The following is a 26,705-nucleotide window of genomic DNA, read 5'->3' on the forward strand; positions in this document are numbered from 1 at the left end:
CAGTCCGTCGGTCGTCATCCCGCCACCCCCATCAGGTCCTTTTCGGTGTCCTCTTCGTCCAGCCCGAGCAGCAGCCGCATCACCGGCAGCACGGCGTCCGCGCGCGCCGTGTCGAGTTCGGCCGCGAAGCCGGGTATGCCGGTGCCGGCGGCTGCGGTGCCTCCCTCGGCACCCGGCCCGCGTCGGACCAGTTCGCCGAGGGTCCGGCGCACCCCGGGCTCGTAGGCCGAGAACGTCCGCCGCAGCAGGGGCAGCACGTCCGTGAACGCCTCCGCCGGTACGCCGGTCAGCCACGCGTCGACCAGGCCGAGCAGCCGTTCGTCGTGCACCAGGAGCATCCCGCCGCCGGAGCCTCCTCCGACGAAGCCCTCGATCCACGCGGCCGCGTCCGCGGGCGGCGTGCCCGGGGACAGGACGAGCCCCATGAGCCGCGCCGCCTCGTCCTGCGCCAGCTCCCCGTCGTCGAGCAGGAGCCGCACGGCCCGCCCCCGGATCACCCCGGGCACGGTGTCCCGCCCGGACAGCACCCGCAGCACCGACTGCCAGCGGCCTCTCAGGTGGCCGTGTCCCGCCGCGGGGGTGTCCCCCAGGAGCCCCACGGCCCCGTGCACCGCGTCCACGTGACGCCGCATCTCCTCGGCGGCGTCCGCGTCGAGCGCGGCGCAGGCCGGGGGCAGGCCGACGAAGACCCGCTCGGCCAGGCCCGCGGCGACCTCCCCGAGGGCCCCGGTGTCCGTGCCGCGCACATCGCCGTAGCGCAGGGAGCGGACCAGGGCCGGCAGCGCCTGGGCGAGCTGGCCGACGTCCGTGTCGAGGGCCGCTCGGTCGGCGAGGATCCGCATCACGGTCGGCAGCGCGCCGGGCAGTTCGGCCAGCAGGCAGCGCTCGGCGAGCGCGGTGACGTCGGCGAGGCCCTCCGCGGCCACGGCGTCCGCCTCGGCGTTGGCGTTGGCGGCGGACAGGACGGTCGTCCCCCACACCCCCGCCTCGGCCACCCGCACGGACAGCTCGGGCTCCCAGCGCAGCCGCCATGTCTCCCGGAACGTGCCCGTACTGCCCCGCGAGGCGGCCGGTTCGCCCCAGGCGATGCCGAGCAGCCGCAGCCGGTGCAGCAGCCTGCTGCGGGCGGCGTCGGTCTCCTTGCGCAGGTCGAGCTCCACCTCCCGCTCCAGCGCCTCCGGCTTCAGCCGCAGCCGGCGCTGGAGCCGGGCGAGGTCCCGCTGCAACGGAACGGCCGGCGCCGTCGACGGCACCTCCCCCAGCACGTCCCCCACGACCAGCCGGTCCCGCACCAGCTCCAGCGGCACGTCCGAGCCCTCGCACATCACCGCCCGCACCGCGTCGGTCGTCTCGCTCAGGCCCGGCAGCGGCCGGCCGCGCATCGCGGCGAGCGTCTCGGCCAGCCGCACGGCCTCGATGACGTGCGCGGAGGAGACGATCCGGTCCTCGGCGCGCAGCAGCCCCGCCACCTTGGTCAGCCACCGCTCGACCGGCCGGTCCGGGGCGCTGAACAAGTGCCCGTACCAGCCCGGCGAGTCGATGCCGGCCCCGTACCCGCTGTACCGGGAGAGCCTGCGGTGGGTCCACGGCACCCAGGTCATGTCCGTCTTGACCTTGGGCAATCCCTTCAGCAGCGCCTTGTCCGCGGCGACGGTGGTCTTCCGCCGCAGGGCGGGCACATGCCAGGCCCCGCAGACGACGGCCACGCCGTCCTCGAACTCCCGCTGCGCCGCCCGCACCTGGAGCCGCATGTGCGCCTCCCGCACCAGGTCCCGGTCGTGTCCCCCGCTTCCGTAGGTCTCCCGCAGCGCCCCCATGGCCTCCTCGAGTGCGGTGAACGGCGCGAGCGCGTCCCCCTCCCCCACGCCCCGGTGCTCGACGACGTCCTCCCACCAGCGCTCCGGGTCGTCGTAGCCGGCGGCCTCGGCGAGCACCCCCAGCGGATCGATCCGCGCGTCGGCGGGGCCGGAGTCGCCCTCGCTGTCCGCCGGGTCGGCGTCGAGAGGGGACTCCCCCTCCGCTCCCGCCTGGTCCTCCTGCCTCCCCCAGGCCAGTGTGTGCGTGGCCGGCAGGTCGATGAAGCGGGCCGGGACACCGTGCTCCAGGGCCCAGCGGAGGGCGACCCACTCCGGGGAGAACTCGGCCAGCGGCCAGAACGCCGACCGGCCGGGTTCGTCCACGGCATGGGCGAGCAGGGCGACCGGCGGCCGCATCTCCTCGTCGGCTGCGAGCGGGATCAGCGCGTCGGCCTCGGGCGGCCCCTCGATCAGCACCACGCCCGGCCGGGTCTCCTCCAGCGCCGCCCGCACGGCCCGCGCCGACCCCGGCCCGTGATGCCGCACCCCGAGCAGCACCGGCCCCGCCCCGGCCCCCCGGCCTACGGCCCTTTCCACGTCCGTCACTTGGTTCCCCTCCCAACCCATGTCCGCCCCCCGACAAGCCCCCGCCCCGTGTCCCTCACACGCTCACCTCACGGCAGGCCCGGTAGAAGTCCTTCCAGTCGTCCCGCTCGCGGACGACCGTCTCCAGGTACTCCTGCCAGATGACGCGGTCGGCCGCCGGGTCCCGGACCACCGCGCCGAGGATCCCGGCGGCGACATCGCCCGGCCGCAGCACGCCGTCGCCGAAGTGGGCCGCCAGCGCGAGCCCGTTGGTGACGACGGAGATCGCCTCGGCCGTGGACAGCGTGCCGCTCGGCGACTTCAGCTTCGTCCGGCCGTCGGCCGTGACCCCGTCGCGCAGCTCCCGGAAGACCGTGACGACACGGCGGATCTCGTCGAGACCGTCGGGTGCGGCCGGCAGGTCGAGGGAGCGGCCGATCTGGTCGACGCGGCGCGAGACGATGGCGACCTCGGCCTCGGGGCTCTCCGGCAGCGGCAGCACGACCGTGTTGAAACGGCGGCGCAGGGCGCTGGACAGGTCGTTGACCCCGCGGTCGCGGTCGTTGGCCGTGGCGATCAGGTTGAAGCCGCGGACCGCCTGCACCTCCTGGCCCAGCTCCGGTATCGGCAGCGTCTTCTCCGACAGGATCGTGATGAGCGTGTCCTGCACGTCGGCCGGGATGCGGGTCAGCTCCTCGACGCGGGCCGTCATGCCCTCCGCCATCGCCCGCATGACCGGGCTGGGTACGAGGGCGTCGCGGCTCGGGCCGTGGGCGAGCAGCTGCGCGTAGTTCCAGCCGTACCGGATGGCCTCCTCCGGGGTGCCGGCGGTGCCCTGCACCAGCAGCGTGGAGTCGCCGCTGACCGCCGCGGCCAGGTGCTCGGAGACCCAGGTCTTCGCCGTGCCGGGCACGCCGAGCAGGAGCAGGGCGCGGTCGGTGGCGAGCGTGGTGACGGCGACCTCGACGATGCGGCGCGGGCCGACGTACTTGGGTGTGATCACCGTGCCGTCCGGCAGGGTGCCGCCGAGCAGGTACGTCGCGACGGCCCACGGCGACAGCTTCCAGCGGGCCGGGCGCGGACGGTCGTCCTGCGCGGCGAGCGTGGCGAGTTCGCCGGCGAAGGCGTCCTCGGCGTGCGGTCGCAATGCCTGGGTCGGCTCCGTCTCCCCTGCTTCGACGGACGTCGGCTCAACGGACACAGTCATGGCAAAGTCCCCCTCCAGCTCGGCCGGTTCGGATCTGGCACCAACGTTGCACCACACCACTGACAATCCGTTCTGACCTGCGGAAACACTGTGCCGGTGCCGCTCGCGGGACCGATTGTCAGTGGGGGGATCTACCTTCGATGGCATGACTCAGCAGGGGGTGCGCTGGACCGCGGACCAGGTGCTGGCACTGGCGCCTGACGCCGCATCACGCAAAGCGGGAAGCAAACTCGGCGCGGCGGGGCCGTGGTCCGAGGCGGGGAGTTCCGACGAGGGGACGGTGTGGGGGCTGTGCAAGGGCAGCGGGAGCAAGCCGTATCAGACGATCGTGGACATCGCGGACGCCTCCGGGCCCGCGTACAAGTGCAGTTGCCCGAGCCGCAAGTTCCCGTGCAAGCACGCGCTCGGGCTGCTGCTGCTCTGGGCGGGCGGCGACGGGGCGGTGCCGGCGGGAGAGGCACCGGAGTGGGCCGGGCAGTGGATAGCGGGGCGGCGCCAGCGCGCGGAGGAGAAGAAGGCCGGGGAGAGCCCGGGTTCTTCGTCTGCGTCCGCTGATCCGGAGGCGGCGCGGCGCCGGGCGGAGCGCCGGGCCGAGCGGGTCACGGCGGGCGCGGTGGAGCTGGAGCAGCGCCTGGCGGATCTGTTGCGGAGTGGCCTGGCGTCGGCGGAGCAGTCCGGCTACGGCCTCTGGGAGGAGACGGCGGCCCGCATGGTCGACGCCCAGGCGCAGGGCCTGGCCGCCCGCGTCCGGGAGTTGGGCGCCATCCCGTCCACCGGCCCGGGCTGGCCGGTGCGGCTGCTGGAGCAGTGCGCGCTGCTGCATCTCCTCGGCCAGGGCTGGCTGCGCCGCGAGCGGCTGCCGGACGGCCTCGCCGCCACGGTCCGCTCCCGCATCGGCCTGCCGGCCTCGGCGGACGGCCCGCCGGTGCGGGACCGCTGGCTGGTCCTCGCCCAGTACGACACGACGGATCCGCGCCTGACGACCCGCCGGATCTGGCTCCACGGCGCCGAATCGCACCGCACGGTGCTGCTCCTCTCCTACGGTGCCGCCGGCCGCGCCCCGGAGCTGGCGCTGCCGGTGGGGCTGACCCTGGAGGCCGAGGTGTCCGCATACCCGGGCGCCGGGCAGCCGCGGGTGGCCCTGGGCGAGCAGTTCGCACCGCCCGCGCCGGCGGCGATACGTCCGCCGGGGCTGACGACGTCGCAGGCGGCGGCCCGTTACGGCGACGCCCTGCGCGACGATCCGTGGCTGGAGTCCATCCCGGTGACGCTGGAGCGGGTCGTCCCGGTGCCGGACGGCGACTCCTGGCAGCTGGCGGACGCCGACGAGGACGCGGCGCTGCCGCTCACCCCCGCCGCGCGGTCCCGGCCGGGCCTGTGGCGGCTCGTCGCCCTGTCGGGCGGCGCCCCGGTCAGGGTCTTCGGCGAATGCGGCCACCAGGGTTTCACGCCGCTGACGGCCTGGCCCGAGGGCGCGGGCGACGCGGTGGCGCTGTGCTGAGCCATCGGGCCCTGAGCCATCGGGCGCCCGACCAGTCCGAGCAGACCCGCCCTTCTCAGGGATCCACGAATCTTTCAGGCATCACGGGACAACCGGTAAGGGTGAGCCTTCAACCACCCCTGGGCGCCCGGCGGAAAGGAAGCTCATGACCAGGACCTCCGCTCCTGTGGACGCGCCCGGCACGGGCGCTTGGGAGGGGCTCGTCACCACGGCGCTGCTGGGCACGGCCCGGCGCACCCCGCCGGGCACCGCCCCGGGCTCGGACGCACCGGTGGCCCTGCTGGACGCGGCGGCCCTGGAGACCGTACGGCGACGGGCCGGTCTGCGTCCGGCGCGGGCGGCGGAGCGCCCGCGGCCGGCCCCGGAGGACCCGCGGCCGCCCCTGCCGCCGGCGGCCGCCCGCAGACTCGCGATGCTGCTGGCCGACCGCCCCGGCGGGTCCGGCGGCGGCCGCCGGGGCACCGCGCCCGACCTCATGGAGCTGCTGCCCCAGTGGCTCGCGGCGGCGAACGCCCGTGGTTTCGCGCCGCCCCCGCAGGTGCTGCCCGCGCTGCTCGACGCGGCCCGGGGGCGGACGGACCTGCGCCCGGCCGCGCTGGAGTTCGCGGGGCCGCGGGCCCTGTGGCTGGCGCGGCTGAACCCGGACTGGCGGTTCGCCCTGCGCTCCACACCGGGCGGTGGAGCTGCCCTGCCGCACCTGGAGGACGACGACAGGACCCAGCAGCTGTGGCAGGAGGGCCTGTTCGCCGAACGGGTCGCCCTCCTGTCCGCGCTGCGGGACCGGGAGCCGGCCGCCGCGCGCTCCCTGCTCGAGACGACCTGGGCGACGGAACGGGCCGAGGACCGGCTGATGTTCCTCGACTCCCTGCGCACGGGCCTTGGCCCGGACGACGAGCCGTTCCTGGAACAGGCCCTCGCCGACCGCAGCCGCAACGTCAGGGCGACGGCGGCGGAACTGCTGTCGGCACTGCCCGGTTCGGCACTCGCCGCGCGGATGGCGGTCAGGGCGGAGGCCTGCGTGGCCATCGACCACACCCAGTCCGCGGGGACCGGGCGGGACACGCGGACCTCGCCGGACCCGCATGCCGCACCGACGATCGTCGTCGAAGCACCCCATGAGTGCGATGCGGGCATGGAGCGCGACGGCGTCGTGGCGAAGGCCCCGGCCGGGCGGGGCGAACGGTCCTGGTGGTTCGGCCAGTTGGTGGAGGCGGCACCGCTCGGGACCTGGTCGCGGCGGCTGGGCGGGCGGACACCCCGGGAGATCGTGGCGCTGCCGGTGGCCGACGACTGGCAGGGCGAGTTGCACGCGGCGTGGTGCCGGGCCGCGGTGCGCCAGCGGAACGCCGAGTGGTCGCGCGCGCTGCTCGGCGAGCCCTCGGCACCGGAGGCGGGCGGTCCGGGCGCGGTGTCCCTGGCCGAACGCGCCAAGCTGCTCGGCACGCTGGGCGCCGCCGAACGGGCCGAGTGGGTGGCCGGCTTCATCGCGACGCACGGCCTGTCCGAGGCCTTCCAACTGCTCGGCGTGTGCGCGGTGCCGTGGGCTCCGCCGCTCGGCCGGGCCGTGGTGGACGCGCTCAACATCGCTCGGGACGCGGGGAGTTATCCATGGAGTTTCAGCGGAGTCATGGGCCTGGCCGAGCGTTGCCTCGACCCGTCCGAATCCGGCCGCCTCGACGCCCTGCTGGCCGTACCGGACGAACCGGAGAACGCGTCCCCGGGAGCAGGTGGCTACTGGGCGGAGGCCTTCCAGCGCCTGGTCACGACGCTGCGCCTGCGCGCGGCGATGGTGGAGGAGATGGGGCCGGCGCAGAACTGAGGCTCACCGGCCGAGCGGGACAGCACCGGCTCGGTGCCACGGGGTGGGCCACAGCGGCCGGAAAGTGCGCGCGATCCACCACGGACCATCGCCCCGGCAGCCCCTGGCCCACTGCGTCGGCGGGCCGCCGAGCGGTCCACACCCGAACCGCCCACAGGCACCCGGAGCCGACCGGTCAGGGATGCCCCACCTCGGCGGTTCGCGAGCCCCCAGCCGGGCACGAACACCTCGCCTCAGCCAGGCACCCACGCCTCACGTCCACCACCCGCAGCGCACCGGCAACGGCCCGCCCCGAACCCTCCGGGTCAGCCGCCGGAGGCCGCCGGCTGGCGTGCGTTCGCCCGGACCCAGTCCACGATCGACGCTGTCGTCGCGCCGGGCGTGAAGATCTCCGCGACGCCCTTCTCCTTCAGCAGGGGGATGTCCGCCTCGGGGATGATCCCGCCGCCGAAGACCAGGATGTCCTCCGCGTCCCGCTCCTTGAGCAGGTCGATCACCGCCGCGAAGAGCGTGTTGTGCGCGCCGGAGAGGATGGAGAGCCCGATCGCGTCGGCGTCCTCCTGGAGCGCCGTGTCGACGATCTGCTCGGGCGTCTGGTGGAGCCCGGTGTAGATGACCTCCATACCGGCGTCGCGCAGGGCCCGCGCGATCACCTTGGCCCCACGGTCGTGGCCGTCGAGCCCCGGCTTGGCCACCACGACGCGGATCGGACCGGCTGCCACACCCATCACTGCCTCCATGAAGCGACTACATCCATCCGTTCCGACAAGTACCGCACACATCAGGCATGCCGTACATGCCGCACACACCGCACCGGCCTACCCCGAACCGCCCGGGCAAGTGAACGAACGTTATCTACAGGATCCCGCAACCGGCAGTTTCGCGACGCCGACCGAGGGGGAAATCACACGATGGGACAAGCGCAAGGGGAGCCGCAACGAGGTCGCCGTACCGCCGCGCCACCCACCACGCACCGCGGCGGTACGGCACTTCGGCGAAGGCAGGCAGGGCACGCAGGACAAGCACCGCACGCACAGCACGCAGGGCAGGCACGGCGCAACAGCGGGGAGTCCCGTCACCACAGGGACCAAGGACTCCCTCGCACCACTGGCATCACACAGGCCACACGCCACGCTCAGCCCCCGCAGCTCACGCGGCTCACGCCGTCCGCGCGGTCACGACCGGCCGCCTTCGCACCGGCTTTCCACGAGAGCACACGGGGGGCAAAGCTGTCCTTCCGCGTGCCGACAGGAGGTCGGCGATGAAGGTCACGCGGGAGGCTCTGCCCTTTCTGCCGTTCTGCCAACGCCTGTTGCCGAGCCGGCTGGCGGGACTGTCGATGGCCCTCCTGAAGGCCACCGCCCTGGAGATCGCGATCCTGGCCGGACATCTCCTCCTCTACCCCTCCGGCATCGCCCAGGAGCGGCGAGCCCCCGCCCCGCCACTGCCCACCGCCGACGGCGCCGCCCAACTGCCCACCCGGGCCAAGCCCCCGGTCGTCCTGCTGCACGGCTTCATCGACAACCGCTCGGTCTTCGTCCTGCTGCGCCGCAGCCTCGCCCAGCACGGCAGGCAGCAGATCGAGTCCCTCAACTACTCGCCGCTGACCTGCGACATACGCGCCGCGGCCGAGCTGCTCGGCCGGCACATAGAGGAAATCTGCGAGCGCACCGGAGCCCGGCAGGTCGACGTCGTCGGGCACAGCCTCGGCGGTCTGATAGCGCGTTACTACGTGCAGCGGCTCGGCGGCGACACGCGCGTGCGCACCCTTGTGACACTCGGCACGCCGCACTCCGGCACCCGAGTGATGCCCCTGGCGAACGCGCACCCCATCGTGCGCCAGATGCGCCCCGGCTCACCGGTGCTCGAGGAGCTCACTCGGCCCGCCCCTGGCTGCCGTACGCACTTCGTCAGTTTCTGGAGCGACCTGGACCACGTGATGGATCCGCTGGAGACGGCCTGCATCGACCACCCCGACCTGACGGTGCAGAACGTGCGAGTGACCGGCATCGGTCATCTCGCCCTGCCCGTGCACCCCGCCGTCGCCAACGGAATACGGCAGGTCCTGGACACGGCTCGCCCGGGTGAACCGTCCGCCGGCCGTGCCGACGGCCTCACGGTGGCCTGAGACCGGCCCGGCTCACTCACCGTTTCGCCACTCGGTCGAGCGACAGTCGGCCCTCAGCCCGTCACACCTGGCTCACAGACTCGTCATACAGACGACGAACTCCATCGACACCCCGACCAGCCTCGAACAAACATCGAACACAGGGCCAAACCCGCGCCCGCAGTCCGCCGAAACACGGCCGAATGCCCGTTTCCTGCGCGCGCGAAACCTGTCGAAGATTGTCGTGCCCGCGTACCGCCGGGTACAGTCGCCGCACTGCTCTGGCAGCCCCTGTTGTCGAGGCGAAAGAGAAGTTGGTGAACGACCGTCACCCGTCGGGGACCATGGCCCCGGCTCCGGCTTCCGACGCCACCTCGGCGCACTACACGTCGTACGGCACCCAGGAAGCCCAGTACGGCGACTTCACCACGTACGGCGACTACGCCGCCACCGGTTTTGACGCGAGCGGCACGGACGGCACCGGTTTCGACGCCACCGGGCACACCACCGCGAGTTTCGCCACCGACCCCCTCTTCGGCGACATGCCGGGCACCGGCCACGACACGGGCACGTACGACACCGGCCACTGGCCCACGGGCACGCACGAGAACCCGCACTACGACGCGTACGCGGCCCAGCACCACGCCGCCTACGACACCGGCGTCTACGACACGACCTCCTGGACGGCCGAGCAGCAGCCGCTGTCGGTCATCCCGCCGCAGGCCACGTCGCCCGACAGCACCGGGCAGTGGGACGCCGGGGCCTGGCTCCAGCCCGACCAGTCCGGCAACCCGGCCGACCAGACCCAGCAGTGGGAATGGGGCACGCAGGCCTTCGACACCGGCGCCTACGACGCCACGCAGTGGAACACCGACGGCGCCGCCGCCCCGGCCTCCGACGGGTACGAGCACCCGGCCGAGCCCTTCGACCAGCACGAGACCGCGACGTTCGAGCAGGTCGCCTACGACGAATCCGCCGGGGCCGGCTACCACGACCCCGCGTCGGACGGCGGCGATCCGGCCGCCACCGGCGAACTCCCCACCGTCGGCCCGCTCCTGGACGACCAGGAGGAGGTCACCCCGCCCCCGGCCTCACGGGCCGCCTCGCGCGCCGGGTCCCGTTCCCGCCGCCGTACGCCCCCCAAGCGCTCGGCGCTGCTGACCATCGCGGTGCCCTCGGCGTGCGTGATGGGCGTCGCCGGGATCGCCGCCGCCTCCGTCGGCAGCCTCACCGACGACGGCGCCGCGGAGGCGCACACGACCGCGGCGGACGCGCAGCCGGTGAAGCCGGCCGCCGCCAACAACAAGCTGGACACGCAGCTGCAGAGCCTCGCCGCCGGCGCCGACGACTTCGCCGACCGGGCCAGCCGTACGCAGGAGCGCATCGACCTCAAGGCCCAGCAGGCGGCCGAGCGGAAGCGGGCGGCGGAGGAGGCGGCCCGCAAGGAGCGGCTGCGGCCGAAGTTCGCCCTGCCGGTCGCGCAGCACGGACTCAGCGCCTACTACGGCCAGTCCGGCATCAACTGGATGTCCCTGCACACCGGCATCGACTTCCCCGTGTCGTACGGCACGACCGTGATGGCCGCGACCGACGGCACCGTGCGCACGCAGTGGAACAGCGCGTACGGCAACATGATGGTCGTGACCGCGAAGGACGGCACGGAGACGTGGTACTGCCACCTCTCCACGTACACGGTCCCCTCGGGTACGACCGTGAAGGCCGGCGACCCGATCGCGCGCTCCGGCAACTCCGGCAACTCCACCGGCCCGCACCTGCACTTCGAGGTGCGCCCCGCCGGCGGTTCGGCGATCGACCCGCTCCCGTGGCTGCGCAGCCACGGCGTCGACCCGGCGTAACGTCCCGGCAGCCCCCGCCGGTCGAGCCGACGGGGGGCGTCTGTCACCGGGCTACAGCTTCTCCACCGGCGCGTACCGCAGCAGCAGCCGCTTCGGCTTGGTGTCGCCGAAGTCGATCGTGGCCTCGGCGTTCGCGCCCGTGCCCTTGACCGCGACGACGGTCCCGAGCCCGAACTGGTCGTGCGTGACCCGGTCCCCGACCGCCAGCGACACCACCGGCTGCTCTGAGGCGCGGCGCGTGGCGAAACCGGACGCGCCCGAGGCCGAGGAACGCGAGCGGGACGACGACAGCGAGGAGGCCACCGCCGAGACCGGCCCGGAGGAGGCGGGAGCGGTCGCGCCCGTGCGCTTCCACTCGACGTGGGTGGGCGGGATCTCCTCCAGGAACCGGGAGGGCGGGTTGTACGACGGCTGGCCCCAGGCGCTGCGCAGCGTGGACCGCGTCAGATACAGCCGCTCCCGCGCGCGCGTGATCCCGACGTAGGCCAGGCGCCGCTCCTCCTCCAGTTCCTTGGTCTGGCCGAGGGCGCGCATGTGCGGGAAGACGCCGTCCTCCATGCCGGTCAGGAAGACGACCGGGAACTCCAGGCCCTTGGCGGTGTGCAGGGTCATCAGCGTGATGACGCCGTCGCCGTCCTCCTCGTCGGGGATCTGGTCGGAGTCGGCGACCAGCGCGACCTGCTCCAGGAAGTCGGCCAGCGTGCCTTGCTCGCCCTCGCCGCGCTCCTGCTCGAACTCCATGGCGACGGCGGCGAGTTCCTGGAGGTTCTCGATCCGGGTCTCGTCCTGCGGGTCGGTGGAGGCCTGAAGCTCCGCGAGGTACCCGGTGCGCTCCAGGACGGCCTCCAGCACCGTGGCCGGTCCGGCGCCGGACTCGACGATCGTACGGAGGTCCTCCATCAGCGTGTTGAACCGCTTGACGGCGTTGGTGGAGCGCGCGGCCATGCCGTACGCCTCGTCCACGCGCTTCAGCGCCTGCGGGAAGCTGATCTTCTCCCGCTGGGCGAGGGCGTCGATCATCGCCTCGGCGCGGTCGCCGATGCCCCGCTTGGGGACGTTGAGGATCCGGCGCAGCGGCACCGAGTCCTCCGGGTTGGCCAGCACGCGCAGGTAGGCCAGGACGTCCCGGACCTCCTTGCGCTCGTAGAAGCGGACGCCACCGACGACCTTGTAGGGCAGGCCGACGCGGATGAAGACCTCTTCGAAGACACGGGACTGGGCGTTCGTGCGGTAGAAAACGGCGACGTCGCCGGCCTTCGCCTCGCCCGCGTCCGTGAGGCGGTCTATCTCGTCGGCGACGAACTGCGCCTCGTCGTGCTCGGTGTCGGCGACGTAGCCGGTGATCTGCGCGCCCGAGCCCGCGTTGGTCCACAGGTTCTTGGGGCGGCGGGACTCGTTGCGCTCGATGACCGCGTTGGCCGCGCTGAGGATGGTCTGCGTGGAGCGGTAGTTCTGCTCCAGCAGGATCGTCGTCGCGTCCGGGTAGTCCTCCTCGAACTGGAGGATGTTGCGGATCGTCGCGCCGCGGAAGGCGTAGATCGACTGGTCGGCGTCACCCACCACGCACAGCTCGGCCGGCGGGATCTCGGCCTCGGGCGGCACGTCGACGGGGTGCTCGGAGGTGCCGACCAGCTCGCGGACCAGGGCGTACTGGGCGTGGTTGGTGTCCTGGTACTCGTCCACCAGCACGTGCCGGAAGCGGCGGCGGTAGTGCTCGGCGACGTCCGGGAAGGCGCGCAGCAGGTTGACCGTCGTCATGATCAGGTCGTCGAAGTCGAGGGCGTTCGCCTCGCGCAGCCGCGACTGGTACATCGCGTAGGCCTGGGCGAGGGTCTTCTCGAAGCCGTCGGAGGCCTGGGCGGCGAAGTCCTCCTCGTCGATCAGCTCGTTCTTCAGGTTGCTGATCTTGGCGCTGAAGGACTTGGGCGGGAAGCGCTTGGGGTCGAGGTCCAGGTCGCGGCAGACCAGGGCCATCAGGCGCTTGGAGTCGGCGGCGTCGTAGATCGAGAACGAGGACGTGAAGCCGAGCCTCTTGCTCTCCCGGCGGAGGATGCGCACGCACGCGCTGTGGAAGGTCATGACCCACATGGCGTTCGCGCGCGGGCCGACGAGCTGCTCGACGCGCTCCTTCATCTCGCCGGCGGCCTTGTTGGTGAAGGTGATCGCGAGGATCTGGCCCGGGTGCACGCCCCGCTCGGCGAGCAGGTGGGCGATGCGGTGCGTGAGGACGCGGGTCTTGCCGGAGCCGGCACCGGCCACGATGAGCAGGGGGGAGCCGGAGTGGACGACGGCGGCGCGCTGGTTGTCGTTCAGCCCCTCCAGGAGGGCGGCGGTGTCCACCACCGGGCGCGGGGCGCCGTCGCGGTAGTGGGTGTCCCGGTCCGGCGGCACGTCGAACTTCCCGCCGAACAGATCGTCCGGAATCGACTCCGGAGCGTGATCGTCCTCGGGCGGTGGCGGGGGCTCGTCCGCGGGGCCCCGCTGGGCCTGGAGGTCCGCCAGGAAGCTGTCGTCAAAGAGGCTGCTCATCGCTCTACGAGTCTAGGGCGCCCCACTGACAGCCCGCCGCCGCCCTGAGAACATCGCCGGAAGCCCGGGGCCCGCCGACCACACTTCGGCGCATTGTCACCCTCCAGTGCGACGTGATCACGGTGCGCGACGACGTCGCAATCAGGGATGACTTATAACGAATCCCCCTTGATCGCTCACTGTCCGCGACGTTCATGAATAAGGTCACGAAAATGTATCGGGCATATCACCCATCAACCTTCACAGGGGCCACACGAGTTGGCTACGGTGCGGACGGGCCGCATGACCCCCACCGGCGAACGTCGCCGGGCCGCGCGGCCTCCGCCGAGTCCGGTGCGCCACCGAGCAGCCGGAGCCGGGGACCCACCGAGAACTTGGGGTGAATCGGCCCGACTCCCTTTCCGGAGCAGGCCGTAGGGCAACCCTTCCGACATACCCGCCCGAACCCGACAGCTAACCCGGTAGGCGGAACATGGAAGGAGTCGCCTCCCTTGGCGTCGCACCGCAAGTCGCGTCCTACGGGTACGCGCGTGGCAGGCATACGGACCCCGGCCCTGGCAACGGCGGCCCTCACCTCCGTGGCCCTGCTGTCCCAGTCGGCCAACGCGGCCCCCGAGGCCGACGAGAAGCCCAGCCTGGAGGAAGTCGAGAAGAAGGTCGACGACCTGTACCGCCAGGCCGAGTCGGCGACCGACAAGTACAACGCGGCCAAGGAGAAGACCGCGAAGCAGCGCAAGCGCGTCGACACCCTCCTCGACGACGTCGCCCAGCGCACCCAGAAGCTCAACGAGGCGCGGGAGCAGCTGGGTTCCTTCGCCGCCGCCCAGTACCGCACCGGCGCCTCGGCCCCGGACACCGCGACGTTCCTGCTCGCGGACACCCCGCAGGACTACTTCGACCAGACCCAGCTGATGGACCGGATGACCGGCCGTCAGAAGGTCGCGGTCGACGACTACGTCACGCAGCAGTCCGAGACGATGCAGAAGCGCCAGGAGGCCACCGAGAGCCTCGCGACGCTCACCGAGTCGCAGGGCGACCTGAAGACCGCCAAGGCCACCGTCCAGCGGAAGCTCGCCGACGCGCGCGCCCTGCTGTCGAAGCTGACCGCCGAGGAGAAGGCGCGGCTCGCGGCGATCGAGAAGGAGAAGCAGGAGGAGGCCGCCCGCAAGGCCGCCGAGCTGGCCCGGGAGCAGGCCGAGCAGCAGAAGGCCCAGGAGGAGGCCGCGCGGCAGCAGGAGAGCGGCTCCGCGTCGGCGGGCTCCGGCTCGACGTCCACGACGGCCCCGGCCGACTCCTCGTACGCCACCAAGGCCGAGAAGGCCCTCGCCTTCGCCCGCGCCCAGATCGGCAAGCCGTACGTGTGGGGCGCCGTCGGACCCGGCTCCTACGACTGCTCCGGCCTCACCCAGGCCGCGTGGAAGGCCGCGGGCGTGACCCTGCCACGCACGACCTACGACCAGGTCGCCGCCGGCAGCACGGTCCCCCTCTCCCAGGCCCAGCCCGGTGACCTGGTCTTCTTCTACGACGACGTCACCCACGTCGGCCTCTACATCGGCAACGGCATGATGATCCACGCCCCGAAGCCCGGCACCTACGTGCGCGAGGAGTCGATCTACTACGACGGCGAGTCGGCGATCCACAGCGTGGTGCGGCCGGCCTGAGAGGCATGTAGGTTCCGATTAGAGATGTCGCTGTCCGAGTGACTTGTCGTCAACTTGTCAGTCGACACGCTCTCTTCGGTACACGGCCAGGTCCGGCGCCTGGCCGTGCCATACCGCACGGGTCCACTACCTCGTTGGTCTTCCCGGCTTCTCATCCACGTTACTCATGGTGGTTGCCAGTGTCTTGGTGTCGATGGCATCGGACACGAAGGGGCGACCATGGGGACTGGTCCAGGCGTCGCGGACGCGACAGATAGTCGGACGGTTCGGGCGGCGTACCGGCGGGCCGACGGTCGGCTGGTCGAGGCCGAACTCCACAGGGTCCCGGTGGACGAGGTCGCTGGCGGACAGCCGGTACGCGAGTTCCGTTGGTACCGGGGTCGGAAGCACTACTCGGGTTGGTACCACGCCGCCACAACGGGTCGTCTCGTGGCCTACGAGAGTCGACTGGAGCTCGCCCGCATTCTGCTTGCCGATTTCGCGCCGGATGTCGTGGAGGTCGCGGCCCAGCCGTTCCAGTTGGTCGGTGCTGACGGTGACCGCGTTCGCCGTCATGTTCCTGATCTGTTCCTCGTCCATGCCGACGGTCTGGTGACTGTCGTGGACGTCAAGGCGCCCTCACGTATGAGGGATCCCAAGGTGATCGCGCAGTTCGACTGGACACGCCGGGTGTGTTCGCGCCGCGGCTGGGTCTATGAGACCTGGTCGGGGGCTGAGCAGGCCGTCGTGGAGAACGTGCGCTTCCTGGCCGGCTACCGGCGCCGGGAGCTGGTGGAAGCCTCGCTCGTCCCGCATGTGCTGGAGGCTGCCACCTGCCAGCCGACGATCGGTGCCGTCGAAGCCGCGCTGGCCGGGCAGCACCCGTGCGAGATCGTCCGTCCGGTCGTCCTGCACCTGGTGTGGTCCGGTCGGCTCGTTGCTGACCTGCGGACTCCGCTGAACGGTGCAAGCCGGGTGCGGGTGGCGGCATGAACGCATACGCGGTGTCGCTGTTCCCGGGGGTGCGTCTCTTCTTCGGTGGTGACGTCGTCGAGGTCGTGGACATCGACGGGCTCCGGACGACGGTCCATAACGAGCGGACGGGCGAGTACAGCTCCGTTCCGCTCGGGCGGCTGGCGGCCAACGCCCGGTCGATGGATGAGCCAGCGCAGGCCGCTGCGGACGGGGTGGGCCTGCTGCTGGCGTCCTTGTCGGCCGACCAGCGTCAGCGGCTGCGGGAACGGGCCGGGCACGTCCGCGAAGTGCTCAGCGGTTACCAGTCCGGGCACGCGACCGATGCTCTGCCTGGCGAACCTCGGCCCGAATACGGCCCCGATCTCCCGCTCAAAGAGCGGACCGCTGCCAAGGCAGCTGAGCTCGGTGTCTCGCCTCGCACGCTGCAGCGTTGGTTAACCGCTTACCGGGAAAGCGGCGATGCAGGGCTCGTGGACGCCCGCGCCGGGAGGACTTCCAGCGTCGATCCCCGGTGGGAGGAAGCGGTCCGCCGCGTGGTGGCGGAGTCGGTGGCCAGCTCGACCCCTACCCGGTCGGCCCTGTTGTCGCGGGTCGAGGAACGGCTGAACAGCGAGTACGGCAAGGGCATCGTCGCCGTTCCGTCCCGGAGCACGGCCTACGCGAGGCTTGCCGTGTTGACCAAGGGCACGAACGCGGTCTCCGGCAGTGCCAAGGCACGCCGTTCGATCGCGGACAGGCCGCAGGGCGCCTACGGGCGGCTGCGGGCTGCCCGACCGGGTGAGTACGTCGTGCTCGACACCCAGGACCTGGACATCTATGCCATGGAACCGGTGACCTGCCGGTGGGTTCCGCTCCAGCTCACCGTTGCTCAAGACCTGTTCTCGCGCTGCATTGTCGGCCTGCGGGTGACGGCCTGCTCTACGAAGGCGCTCGATGTCGCCAGTGTGCTCTTCGAGGCGGCCTGCCCTCCGCTGGATGACTCGATCCGCCCCGCGCTGGCTCCTTACCACGGGCTGTGGGACGAGGTGGTGTTCACCGAGGAGGGGCTCGTGCCGGGCGGCGGGCTGTGTCCGCCGGAGACGCTGGTCATCGATCATGGGCGGGCGTTCATCTCGGCGCATGTCATCGGGGTCTGCACCCGTCTGGGCATGTCGATTCAGCCAGCCCAGCCGAAGAAGCCAACGGACAAGCCGACGGTCGAGCGTTTCTTCCGCACCTTGCGGGAGGGGCTGATCCAGCACCTTCCCGCATACAAGGGGCCCGATGTCCACAGCCGGGGTGAGGCGGTCGAGGATGCCGCGTTCTTCTTCATCCACGAGGTGGAGGAGATCATCCCTGAGTGGATCTCGGAGGTCTATCACCGGCGTGAGCATGACGGACTGGTCATTCCGCAGTGGCCGAAGCTGTCGTTGTCGCCGCTGGAGATGCTCCGCATCGGTCTATCCCGGGCCGGACGGCTGCGCATGCCCGCGTCGCCGGAGCTAGCCTTTCAATTTCTCGCGGTCAAGGCACGCACGATCCAGCACTACGGGGTCGAGGTCGACGGGATGCGCTACAACGGCCCCGTTCTGGACGGCTACCGCAACACACCCAGCCCCTACCCCGGAATGGGACGGCAGTGGCCAATCCACGTCAACCCTGACGACGTACGGTTCGTCTACTTCCAGGACCCTGCCGACGACTCCTGGCACGCGCTGCACTGGGAGCACGCACCCGCACTACACATGGCCTTCAGCGGTGAGGCCGCCGCTTTTGCCCGCAGGCTCGCCGCCCGGGAGGGTCGGCACGTCGACTCCGCGCAGGCCCTTGCGGATCTTCTGGCCCGCTGGGACCAGGGCATGGTCACCGACCGGCGCGAACGCCGCATCGCGGTGAGGTTGTCGGCTGAACGCGGGGCTCTGTCCCTGCCGGTGCTGCCGGACCAGTCCGGCCCTCTGACGCCTCCGGAGCTGCGGCTGGTGCCGGAACTGCCGGCCGGGGACAGCGATGACGAGGACGAACTGTTCGACATCCCTGAAGGCGACGACTTCTACGCCGACGCCTTCGAGGTGATCGAGTGAGGCAGCCCAACCTGTTCAGCCTCTCCCGCAAGGAGGGCTGGCGCCGCTTCGCCGACGCTCCGCCCCGGCTCCGGCCTGAGACCCTGACACGAGCCCGGCTAACCGCGCTGGGCGAGGCCGCAGCTGAGGACTACAACGACGCCCGGCACGACTGGCACGCCAACTTCGGCATCGTGCAGACTCCACAGCTCGCGGCCATTCACGACGAACTCGAACAGATCGTGGCCAGCAACCGGCAGGACGGCGACCGCATCCGTTCCGCCGCCGTCATTGACGCCCTGCCGGGTCTGGGCAAGACCACCATCGCCAACCTGTTCGGCCGCGATTTCGACCGTCAGCAGATGCGCCGTCTGTCCCCGGTCACCGAGCCCGGGCACGAACGCATCCCGGTCTTCCGTGTCGGGCTGACCTCCAACACCACCCTGCGAACCCTGAACCGGATGATCTGCGAGTACTACGGCCACCCGGCCACCGACCGGGCGAACGCGGCCGCCCTGGCCAGTCACGCCCTGGACTGTGTCCTGTCCTGCGAGACACAGCTCGGCATCATCGACGACATCCACTTCATCGACCTGGACCGCCGCGACGGCCTGGCGGTGTCCAACCACCTCAAGTGGCTCGCCAACGAACTGCCGGTGACCTTCGTCTATGTCGGTGTCGGTCTGGCCGAGCGGCGGTTCTTCGCCGACGGTCTGACCGGCAAGAACGTGGCCCTGGCCCAGACCGCACGTCGCTGGACCCGTCTGGGTGTCGATCCGTTCCGGCTCGACACCGAGCAGGGCCGCCGCCACTGGCGGAGCCTGATCAAGGCCACGGAACGCCAGCTCGTCCTTGCCGAGCACCGGCCCGGGATGCTGCTGCGCCACGCGGACTACCTCTTCGAACGCACCAGCGGGCACATCGGGTCGTACTTCACCCTGCTCATGCGGGGCTGCTACCGCGCGATCCGCAACGGCACGGAAGCCGTGACCCGCGAGGTGCTCGACGGAGTCCGGCTGGACGAAGCGTCGGAGCAGGCACGCACGCAGCTGGCCGCAGGGATGGCCCATGCGAACATCACTACCGTGCTCGGGGATGCCTTGTGACCGAGACGCGTGTGCTGCCGCTGCGGTTGCCGATTCTGCCCGGCGAGGGTGTGGACAGCTGGCTGGAAGCGCTGAGCCGTCGCAACGGCATGCCCCTCTCCGCGTTCCTGCGCGTCCTGGGCCTGCCCCGGCACTCTCTCACACGCCCACTGGTCACCGACCTGCCCACCGCTTCCCTCCGCATGCTGGAGACCCGCACCGGCCTTCCGGCCGGCCGCCTCGACCAAGCGGTGATCGGCCCCGGCTTCCCCTTCGGCCCCCGGCGTCAGCGGCGATGCCGATTCTGCCCCCAGTGCCTGGCCGAACGGGAGGGACGCTGGCTACTGAAGTGGTGGCTCCCCTGGGTCTTCGCCTGCACTGCGCACAAGGCACTGCTGCACGACACCTGTCCCGGCTGCGGCAAAGGGACACGCGTCAGACTGCCCGGACACACCCACCGCTTCCCGCCGACGGCCTGCACCATCGGTTCCCGTTTGGCATCGGTCTGCGGCACCGACCTGTCCAGCGCCGAACTTCTGCCGTTGACTTCTGATCACCCCTTGCTGGCCGCACAGTGCCGCGTCGACAGCCTGCTCGCCACCCCGGCCACGGCCCGCACGGTCCTGGATGACCTCAACCACTGCACGTCATGGCTGATGCACACGATCCACGACCACAACGTCGCTCCCATGGGCGCGACGATCCAGCGGCTTTGGCAGCACCGGCCACTGGCCACGCGGACCCCTGCCGATCGGGCCAAGCCGCTCGGCTCCGCCGTCAGCGGCGTGATCGCCCACACGGCTTTGCCCTTCCTCAACACAGATGATGACTCCTTCGCCGTCCATGCCGTCCACAACTTGCGAGCACGGCACGACACCGCGAACAAGGTGATCCCCCGAGGCATGACCGCCGAACAGTGGTCCCAGCTCTCGCCTCCCGCACAGCGCCGATTCCTGCACGCCGGCGACCACACAATGGGCGCCCTCGACCGTGTCCGGTTTGCCTCCTCCACCCCCCGCGCCCGCGTCCCCAGCCCCGGCGACCAGAGGGCGGGCGCACGCATCCGTCATGTTCCGCAACTTCTCTGGCCCAGCTGGACAGTCCGGCTCATGCCCCGGGAGGGAACGCAGGAGAACCTGTTCCGTGGCATCGCCGCCGCACTTCTCCTCCTGCCTGGCGAGCCCGACCTGAGGGCACGGGGCGTCACCGACCGCCTGGGCCCGCACCTGCCGAACGCCATGACCGTCACCTTGCAGCGAGCCCTCAAGTCCGGGCATCCCGCCGTGCTCACCGCGCTCTGCAACCTCGCCCACTACCTCGACGATCACGGCAGCCCGATCGACTACGAGCGTCGCCGACGTCTCATCCCGGTAGCCCCGATCAGCCCAGACGACTGGCGGGAACTCTGTTTCCGCACCGGCAACCAGCCCGGTGAACAGCTCAGCAGCAAGACCACCGTGGCGCCCCGCTACCTCAACGCCCAGCGCTACCTCAACCAACTGCTCACCGGAGCCGACCTGACCGACCCACGCCACCCCCTCACCCTGCGATCAGTAGCCGACCGCTCCCGCTACTTCGCCTTCCCGCCCTCCTTGACCCTCGACCAGCGCGACGCGCTCCATCAGCACGCGGTCGGCATCCTGCACGACCTGAGCATCAAGGAACCACTGACCTGGGAACCACCGCAGGAATGCGCCGACGGCCTCGCCCTCCCCGGCCGCCGCCTCGACGACCTCGACCTGGAGGAAGTGCGCCGCATCGTCATCACCGAACAACGTGCCCCACGAGAGGCGGCCAGAGCTCTGGACACCACCCTGGCCCACGTCCGGTTCGCACTGGAACGCGTTCCCCGCGAACCCCGCGCCTGGAGCAGGCGATCGAGCGTCGGTTCCTGGCGCCTCCGTCAGCAGGCCAAAGCCGTCCTCACCGCAGACTTCCTTCAACGCGAGTACATCGACGGCGGCAAGCCCCTTCGAGACATCGCCCGGGAAACCGGCATCCCGCGCCCGCTCGCCGTTGCTCATGCCCGCGCCCTCGGCGTCACCGTCCGCCGCACCCGCAAGCCTTTCCCCATGGACCCGGCATGGCTACGCGAGCAATACCTCACCCACAAGCGCTCGACCCTCGACATCGCCTCAGAACTCGGCACCGAGGACGAGACAGTGCGTCGACGTCTCAAGCGCCTGAATATCCCTCTGCGGCCACCGGGAGTGCACAGCCGCACGATCATGACCAAGACCGACGCCAACCTCCCGCGTGCCGTCCGGACCGCCGTCAAAGGCACACTCCATGGCTGGTTGCGGCTCCACCGCTTCCAGATCGCCATGCGCTTCCCGTCTCTCGACAGCGCCGCCCATTACCTGAAGGTCGAACCGAACGCCCTGGTCACACAGTTTCAGCGGCTGGAACGTGACATCGGTACGCCGCTCTTCAACCGAGCAGCCTTCGGCCGACCCCAGCAGCCCACCAAGCAGGGCCGACAACTGCTGCGCAACCTCGAAAAAAACCGAGTACAGGCCCTCATGACCACCTCACTCCAGCATGACCAGATCACGGCTCAACCCGACGATCACACCCTGGAAGCCGCCCACGCCAAATTCAGAATCCGCCGCAATCCCGGCCCACCCACCCCCTTCAGCGACATCGCTGTCGAGCGTGTCCGCATCACCGGACCGACGCTGATCCTCCTGCGGCACCTGCTGACCCGACCACAGGAGGAGTTTTACGGAGCAGAGGTCATCCCACGCACCGGCCTCGAACCAGGAACCCTCTATCCCCAGCTCAAGCGACTCGAACGCGCAGGATGGCTCACCAGCCGCCTCGAGACGACGCCGCCTGGATGAACAGAGCCACCCCTGGCCGCGGCCCCGGCAGACGCCGCACCTTCTACACCCTCACCGCTGAGGGCCACCGCGCCGCCCATCTCGAAACTCAACACCGCATCACGGCCTGAAGAAACTGTGAGGCTGGCGATGTCGGGCGGCGGGCCGCCACGGCTGCACTTGGCGGATCGAACCAGCAGTACGCGTTATCTCAGGTTCAGAAGAAGCGTCAGGCATGTTGACCGAACTAACTCAAGAGTCCGCAGGTCAGTCTCTACGGGCGGCGGGCCAGCAAGTGTGTGTCGAGGAAGCCGCGCTCGGACGCTGGGTCGTGGAGCAACCGAGCCACCGTGACGAGCCCGGCCTCGGTCAGCAACCCGGCAAACTGCTCCGCCGGCCAGCTATAGGCGGGCGCCACCTTGTGATCGAAGCGGACCGGCTCCGGCCCCTCAGTCCCGAAGAAGGACACCAGGAGCAGACCCCCTGGTGCCAGGACACGCACCTGCTCAGCAAGTAGCGCGGGCAGTTCTTCAGGTGGGGTATGGATCATCGAGTAGTGGGCCAGCACTCCACCGAGCCCGCCGTCCTCGATCGGCAGGGCCTCCATTCGCGCTTCGTCGAACCGCAGCGTCGGCTGGGCCCGCCGAGCGTGGTCGACCATGGCCGGGGAGAGATCGATGCCGAAGGCGTCCAACCCCAAGTCGTGCATCATGGCCGTCAGATGACCGGGTCCGCACCCGACGTCGGCTACCCGCAAGTTCCCCGTATCACGCACCAACTCGGCGAAGGTGCCGATCATGTTCCGTGCGAACGGCCGCGTCTCCAACCGACTAGTGAACATCGACGCATAGAGCTCGACGACCCCGTCGTAGGCCGCCCTGGTCTCATCCTGGTGTTCTAACACGGGCAGGAAGCTAACACCCCCGCCGTGCACCGCCGTTCTCCGCCCCGTACCGGCCCTTCCCCTCGGGACTGATCGTCACGTCACCTGATCACGGCACGCCCCGGGTAGTTTGGAGAAGGCACACATGCCTTACAAGTATCCGCAGACTCTTCAGCCCAGTTCGGCAGCCACGATCACCGGCTTCCCTGGCGCTCCTTGTTCCGGGCAGCGTGCCCCTGGCGTCGCTCGCCGGGGCGGATGCGAGAGAAACGGGTATAGGCGAGAGGTGAGATCCGCAACCGCTGGGCCGTGTGCAATCGTCTCTCGGATATGCCTCAGCCACCCCACGGACCGTCCCCGACCCCGCAGAGCTGGCTGCACTGTGGCGAGGGTGCCAACCCAGAAAACCTCTTCGGATGTCCCGGCATTCGTGTGTCGGGTCACACTGCGTGTCTCGCACACCTGGCCGATCTCGACCGCGATGCCTACCTTGCGGATCTGGTCCCCGGCGCCGACATCGACCACCGCGGCACTTCGTTCACCGGATCCCTTCTCGGCGCCCTCCTCAACGCCCTCCGTGACCCCGTAACTGGCCACCCTCGCGTGGGCGTCGCCAAGTTCGAGTCGGCAGTCTTCGAGGGTGACGTCTGGTTCGAGTCGGTTACCTTTCAAGACATCGCCTGGTTCGAGTCGGCCATCTTCAAGGGCCACGCCGGGTTCCAGTCAACAACCTTTAAGGACAGCGCCGGGTTCGAGTCGGCGACGTTCGAGGGTACTGCCGGGTTCGGGTTGGCGACCTTTGAGGGCAATGCCTGGTTCCAGTTGTCAACTTTCGAGGACGATGTCTGGTTCCAGTCGGCGACCTTCAAGGGCCACGCCGGGTTCAGGTCGACGACCTTCAAGGGCGTCGCCGGGTTCGGGTTGGCGGCCTTCAAGGACATCGCCTGGTTCGAGTCGGCAGGCTTCGAGGGCAGCGCCAGGTTCCAGTCGGCGACCTTCGAGAACAGCGTTGTGTTCGGAGCAGCGACCTTCAAAGGAAAAGCCTGGTTCGAGTCGGCGACCTTCAAGGGCAACGCCGGTTTCGACTCCGCGACGTTCGAGGGCAAGGCCGGATTCGAGTCGGCGACCTTCAAAGGCGACGCTTGGTTCGAGTCTGCAACCTTCAAGGAAGCTGTGACCGTAGGGCCTTTAATCTGCACTGGGCGAGTCCTGCTGTCCAGGGCGACGTTCGGCGGCCCAGTGACCCTGGCGTTTGCCGCCCATCGCCTGGAGTGTCGTCGGACACGCTGGTCATCGACAGCAGAGGTACGTCTGCGCTACGCCACGGTGGACTTTGCTCATGCGGTGTTCGAGTACCCCCTCACGATCGCCGCGGAGCCAGATCCGTTCGTTCTCGCCGACGGTCGGCAGCTGGCCGAGGATCCTTTTGAGAGGGCGCCCGATCCCGGCGTGCGGGTGGCATCGCTGCGTGGGGTGGATGCAGCCCACCTGGTCCTCGCCGACATCAACCTGTCAGGATGCCTGTTCGCTGGCACGGTCCACCTGGATCAATTGAGGCTGGAGGGCGCCTGTACGTTCGACACAGCCCCACCCGCCGTGCACTGGCGACGATGGTGGCCTATGTGGTTCGCCGAACGCCGCGTCCTGGCCGAGGAACACCACTGGCGTGCCAACCAGCCGAGGGCAGTGCAGGGCTGGAATATCGCGGTCCTCGGCGCCGGGCGCACCGGGCCATTGCAGCTCGCGCCGGTATACCGGGCGCTGCGCAAGGCCTTCGAGGACGGCAAACACGAGCCCGGGGCCGCAGACTTCTACTACGGGGAGATGGAGATGCGCCGCCACGCCGACGACATCCCCCACAGTGAACGGCGGCTGCTGACCGCGTACTGGGCGCTGTCCGGCTACGGCCTGCGCGCCTCCCGGGCCCTGGCCTGGCTCGGCGCCGCCATGCTCCTCACCATCGTCTTGCTGATGGCCGTCGGCCTCGCCAAAGACACCCCGAAGCAGACAGCGACCGGCACCGTCCCGGCCAGCGGAGGCAAGGTCACCTTCGAGATCAACAAGGACGACCCGCAAGACCCTACCGGCAACCGATTCACCGGCAAGCGCTTCGAGAAGGCTCTGTACGTCACGCTCAACTCGGTGGTGTTCCGCTCCTCTGGCCAGGACCTGACTACTTCTGGCACTTACATAGAGATGACCTCACGCCTGACCGAGCCCGTCCTTCTGACGCTCGCCGTCCTGGCTGTCCGTAACCGGGTCAAACGCTGAACCACCACCATCGGTGGCAGTTCGCCACGGAAAGTGACCCCTATCCGACGTCCCCAGTCCCCGAGCTCGGGAAGGTGTTTCAACCCGAAACACCTTCCAAGACATGCCAAGCCGGACTTGCCTAACCTGCCTGCACTCGCGATCAGCAGCCTCCGCTGAGTAAACAGGCTATAAGCCCTAGGTGACGTCCGTGCCGTCGTCGGCTACGTCACGTGCTGCACACGTGGATTGGCCTTGGCCCGGACTGATGGGGATCGCGCCGTGGCCTCGACTAGGGAGGCGGCGATTGCCAAGCCGTGGGCAGGATGAGCCCATTTGGCAGGGGGAATCCTGGTCCCGGAAGCAGGCTAGCTGGAGCAGTCCCTCCGGCATCGCTGAAGTCGACTGCACCGCCGGAGAACGTCGCTTCGTCGAAGTGAACCGTGCTGCCGGAAAACGTCGAATTGTTGAAGTGCACCGTGCCGTTGGAGAATGTCGATCCATCAAAGTCGACTGTACCTCCGGAGAATGTCGCTCCGTAGAAGCGGACCGTGCTGCCGGAGAACGTTGAACTGTTGAAGCGGACCGTGCTGCCAGAGAACATCGCCCCATCGAAGTCGACCGTGCCGCCGGACAAAGTCAACCCGACGAAGAGGACCGCGCCGCCGGAGCACCTCGACCCGTGGAAGTCGACTGTGCCGCCGGAGAGTGTCGACCTGCTGAAGCTGACTGAGCTGCCGGAGAACATCACGAAGCTGAAGTCGACTGTGCCGCCGGAGAACACCACCCCATGGAAGTCCACTGCGCCGCCGGAGAACACCGCGCCGGTGAAGTCGACCGTACCGCCGGAGAACACCGCCCCGGTGAACTCGACCGTACCGCCGGAGAAGACCGCCTCGCTGAAGTCGCCACCGTCGAAGATGACGCCAGTGAAGTCAAAGTCGTGACCTTGCCACGAGTGGTGATGGTGGAGGGGTAGACGGAGGCGGTCGCGAAGGAGCCTGACGACGGTGTGCCGGACTTCCCGCAGAGCCAGGTAAGTGTGGCGGGCTTTCGGGTCGTTCGCCGGCAGGTCGGCTTCGGCGGTGTAGGGCAGTCGGAGGTACGCGCACAGGACGTCGATGCAGGTCTGTCGCAGTTCACGGTTGGGGGCGTCGTCGGCGAGTCCAGCCAGTGCGTGGACGCCGCCGAGGCGGACTGCCGCGGGTTCTTCGCCGAGTTGGGAAACGGCAGTGGTGAAGCGTTCGGTATGTAATCGGGTGGCGTCACGGAACGCGCCGTCCTCATCGACGCGCTGGCGACGGTAGGCCACAACCAGGGCTACCAGGGCACCCGCGCCAGCCACCACGCCGAAGGCAAGCTTGACGAGATCGAACAGCGTCTTGGAGTCAATGCGCGGCTCAGGCTTCAACCCGGTTACGCCGAGCAGGTCCCAACCTGCGTAGAACACAACCGCGGCCACCAGGACCGCAGCGATGAAGGCAAGGACCAAGACGATGCCGACGGGCCACAGACGCAGACCGCGCTGTTCGGCCTGGCGCCGGGGCAGACGTGAGCTCATTACCGACAAGACTGCCCAAGGTGCACGACTGGTTGCAGCCGACAGAAACC

General features: G+C 70.1%; 16 protein-coding genes and 1 riboswitch. Of the genes, 10 read left to right on the top strand and 6 right to left on the bottom strand.

The window, feature by feature from the left end; translation table 11 throughout:
* Positions 1 to 14: 14 nt before the first annotated feature.
* Both IE255_RS09660 and IE255_RS09665 read right to left on the bottom strand, forming a co-directional pair.
* The gene (locus tag IE255_RS09660) at positions 15 to 2,423 is read right to left on the bottom strand and encodes a DUF5682 family protein (RefSeq protein ID WP_234560119.1); all 2,409 of its coding nucleotides are present in this window, start codon (positions 2,421 to 2,423) and stop codon (positions 15 to 17) included.
* 34 nt (positions 2,424 to 2,457) lie between these two features.
* The gene (locus IE255_RS09665; RefSeq protein ID WP_190049771.1) at positions 2,458 to 3,588 is read right to left on the bottom strand and encodes an ATP-binding protein; all 1,131 of its coding nucleotides are present in this window, start codon (positions 3,586 to 3,588) and stop codon (positions 2,458 to 2,460) included.
* A gap of 145 nt (positions 3,589 to 3,733) precedes the next feature.
* Here IE255_RS09665 and IE255_RS09670 point away from each other — a divergent pair, with 145 nt between their 5' ends.
* Positions 3,734 to 5,089: an SWIM zinc finger family protein gene (locus IE255_RS09670; protein WP_190049772.1), complete on the top strand. Its 1,356-nt coding sequence runs from the start codon at positions 3,734 to 3,736 to the stop codon at positions 5,087 to 5,089.
* A gap of 145 nt (positions 5,090 to 5,234) precedes the next feature.
* Entirely contained in the window at positions 5,235 to 6,908 is a 1,674-nt protein-coding gene (locus IE255_RS09675) for a DUF5691 domain-containing protein (protein ID WP_190049773.1), read from the top strand.
* A 305-nt stretch (positions 6,909 to 7,213) separates the two neighbouring features.
* On the opposite strand, the gene icmB is transcribed toward IE255_RS09675, so the two are convergent.
* Positions 7,214 to 7,636 (bottom strand): coenzyme B12-dependent isobutyryl CoA mutase small subunit, encoded by a 423-nt coding sequence (icmB, locus tag IE255_RS09680; protein ID WP_190049774.1) that lies wholly within the window; start codon positions 7,634 to 7,636, stop codon positions 7,214 to 7,216.
* A 533-nt stretch (positions 7,637 to 8,169) separates the two neighbouring features.
* Between icmB and IE255_RS09685 the strand changes: the two genes are divergently transcribed.
* Together IE255_RS09685 and IE255_RS09690 are read left to right on the top strand one after the other, a co-directional pair.
* Positions 8,170 to 9,036 (top strand): esterase/lipase family protein, encoded by an 867-nt coding sequence (locus IE255_RS09685; RefSeq protein WP_190049775.1) that lies wholly within the window; start codon positions 8,170 to 8,172, stop codon positions 9,034 to 9,036.
* 296 nt (positions 9,037 to 9,332) lie between these two features.
* Positions 9,333 to 10,871 (top strand): M23 family metallopeptidase, encoded by a 1,539-nt coding sequence (locus tag IE255_RS09690; protein ID WP_372487517.1) that lies wholly within the window; start codon positions 9,333 to 9,335, stop codon positions 10,869 to 10,871.
* Between the two features lie 51 nt (positions 10,872 to 10,922).
* Here the strand turns inward: IE255_RS09690 and pcrA are convergent, their stop codons facing one another.
* Entirely contained in the window at positions 10,923 to 13,400 is a 2,478-nt protein-coding gene (pcrA, locus tag IE255_RS09695) for a DNA helicase PcrA (RefSeq protein ID WP_190049777.1), read from the bottom strand.
* Between the two features lie 312 nt (positions 13,401 to 13,712).
* A riboswitch (cyclic di-AMP (ydaO/yuaA leader) is annotated at positions 13,713 to 13,883 on the top strand.
* 8 nt (positions 13,884 to 13,891) lie between these two features.
* Here pcrA and IE255_RS09700 point away from each other — a divergent pair.
* From IE255_RS09700 to IE255_RS09720, 5 genes are all read left to right on the top strand, one after another.
* Complete coding sequence (locus IE255_RS09700; RefSeq protein WP_190049778.1) at positions 13,892 to 15,061, top strand: C40 family peptidase; 1,170 nt, start codon at positions 13,892 to 13,894, stop codon at positions 15,059 to 15,061.
* Positions 15,062 to 15,280: 219 nt separating this feature from the next.
* Entirely contained in the window at positions 15,281 to 16,033 is a 753-nt protein-coding gene (locus tag IE255_RS09705) for a TnsA-like heteromeric transposase endonuclease subunit (RefSeq protein ID WP_190049779.1), read from the top strand.
* The gene (locus IE255_RS09710) at positions 16,030 to 18,075 is read left to right on the top strand and encodes a TnsB C-terminal domain-containing protein (RefSeq protein WP_190049780.1); all 2,046 of its coding nucleotides are present in this window, start codon (positions 16,030 to 16,032) and stop codon (positions 18,073 to 18,075) included. The genes IE255_RS09705 and IE255_RS09710 overlap by 4 nt, the downstream gene beginning before the upstream one ends.
* Positions 18,072 to 19,160: a TniB family NTP-binding protein gene (locus IE255_RS09715; RefSeq protein ID WP_190049781.1), complete on the top strand. Its 1,089-nt coding sequence runs from the start codon at positions 18,072 to 18,074 to the stop codon at positions 19,158 to 19,160. The genes IE255_RS09710 and IE255_RS09715 overlap by 4 nt, the downstream gene beginning before the upstream one ends.
* Complete coding sequence (locus IE255_RS09720) at positions 19,157 to 21,982, top strand: TniQ family protein (RefSeq protein ID WP_190049782.1); 2,826 nt, start codon at positions 19,157 to 19,159, stop codon at positions 21,980 to 21,982. The genes IE255_RS09715 and IE255_RS09720 overlap by 4 nt, the downstream gene beginning before the upstream one ends.
* Positions 21,983 to 22,235: 253 nt before the next feature.
* Here the strand turns inward: IE255_RS09720 and IE255_RS09725 are convergent, their stop codons facing one another.
* Positions 22,236 to 22,865: a class I SAM-dependent methyltransferase gene (locus tag IE255_RS09725; protein ID WP_190049783.1), complete on the bottom strand. Its 630-nt coding sequence runs from the start codon at positions 22,863 to 22,865 to the stop codon at positions 22,236 to 22,238.
* Between the two features lie 582 nt (positions 22,866 to 23,447).
* Here IE255_RS09725 and IE255_RS09730 point away from each other — a divergent pair.
* A complete protein-coding gene (locus IE255_RS09730; protein ID WP_229906337.1) occupies positions 23,448 to 25,115 on the top strand; it encodes a pentapeptide repeat-containing protein in 1,668 nt (555 codons plus the stop codon).
* A gap of 271 nt (positions 25,116 to 25,386) precedes the next feature.
* Here IE255_RS09730 and IE255_RS09735 read toward each other — a convergent pair whose 3' ends face one another.
* Positions 25,387 to 26,655: a pentapeptide repeat-containing protein gene (locus IE255_RS09735; protein ID WP_190049785.1), complete on the bottom strand. Its 1,269-nt coding sequence runs from the start codon at positions 26,653 to 26,655 to the stop codon at positions 25,387 to 25,389.
* Positions 26,656 to 26,705 lie beyond the last annotated feature (50 nt).

It is taken from the genome of Streptomyces lomondensis, from assembly GCF_014651035.1.
GTDB lineage: Bacteria > Actinomycetota > Actinomycetes > Streptomycetales > Streptomycetaceae > Streptomyces > Streptomyces lomondensis.

What these genes read in the sequence shown, in the direction of transcription:
- IE255_RS09660 (WP_234560119.1), bottom strand. Translation starts at nt 2,423, where the DNA reads ATGGGTTGGGAGGGGAACCAAGTGACGGACGTGGAAAGGGCCGTAGGC.
- IE255_RS09665 (WP_190049771.1), bottom strand. Translation starts at nt 3,588, where the DNA reads ATGACTGTGTCCGTTGAGCCGACGTCCGTCGAAGCAGGGGAGACGGAG.
- IE255_RS09670 (WP_190049772.1), top strand. Translation starts at nt 3,734, where the DNA reads ATGACTCAGCAGGGGGTGCGCTGGACCGCGGACCAGGTGCTGGCACTG.
- IE255_RS09675 (WP_190049773.1), top strand. Translation starts at nt 5,235, where the DNA reads ATGACCAGGACCTCCGCTCCTGTGGACGCGCCCGGCACGGGCGCTTGG.
- icmB (WP_190049774.1), bottom strand. Translation starts at nt 7,636, where the DNA reads ATGGGTGTGGCAGCCGGTCCGATCCGCGTCGTGGTGGCCAAGCCGGGG.
- IE255_RS09685 (WP_190049775.1), top strand. Translation starts at nt 8,170, where the DNA reads ATGAAGGTCACGCGGGAGGCTCTGCCCTTTCTGCCGTTCTGCCAACGC.
- pcrA (WP_190049777.1), bottom strand. Translation starts at nt 13,400, where the DNA reads ATGAGCAGCCTCTTTGACGACAGCTTCCTGGCGGACCTCCAGGCCCAG.
- IE255_RS09705 (WP_190049779.1), top strand. Translation starts at nt 15,281, where the DNA reads ATGGGGACTGGTCCAGGCGTCGCGGACGCGACAGATAGTCGGACGGTT.
- IE255_RS09710 (WP_190049780.1), top strand. Translation starts at nt 16,030, where the DNA reads ATGAACGCATACGCGGTGTCGCTGTTCCCGGGGGTGCGTCTCTTCTTC.
- IE255_RS09735 (WP_190049785.1), bottom strand. Translation starts at nt 26,655, where the DNA reads ATGAGCTCACGTCTGCCCCGGCGCCAGGCCGAACAGCGCGGTCTGCGT.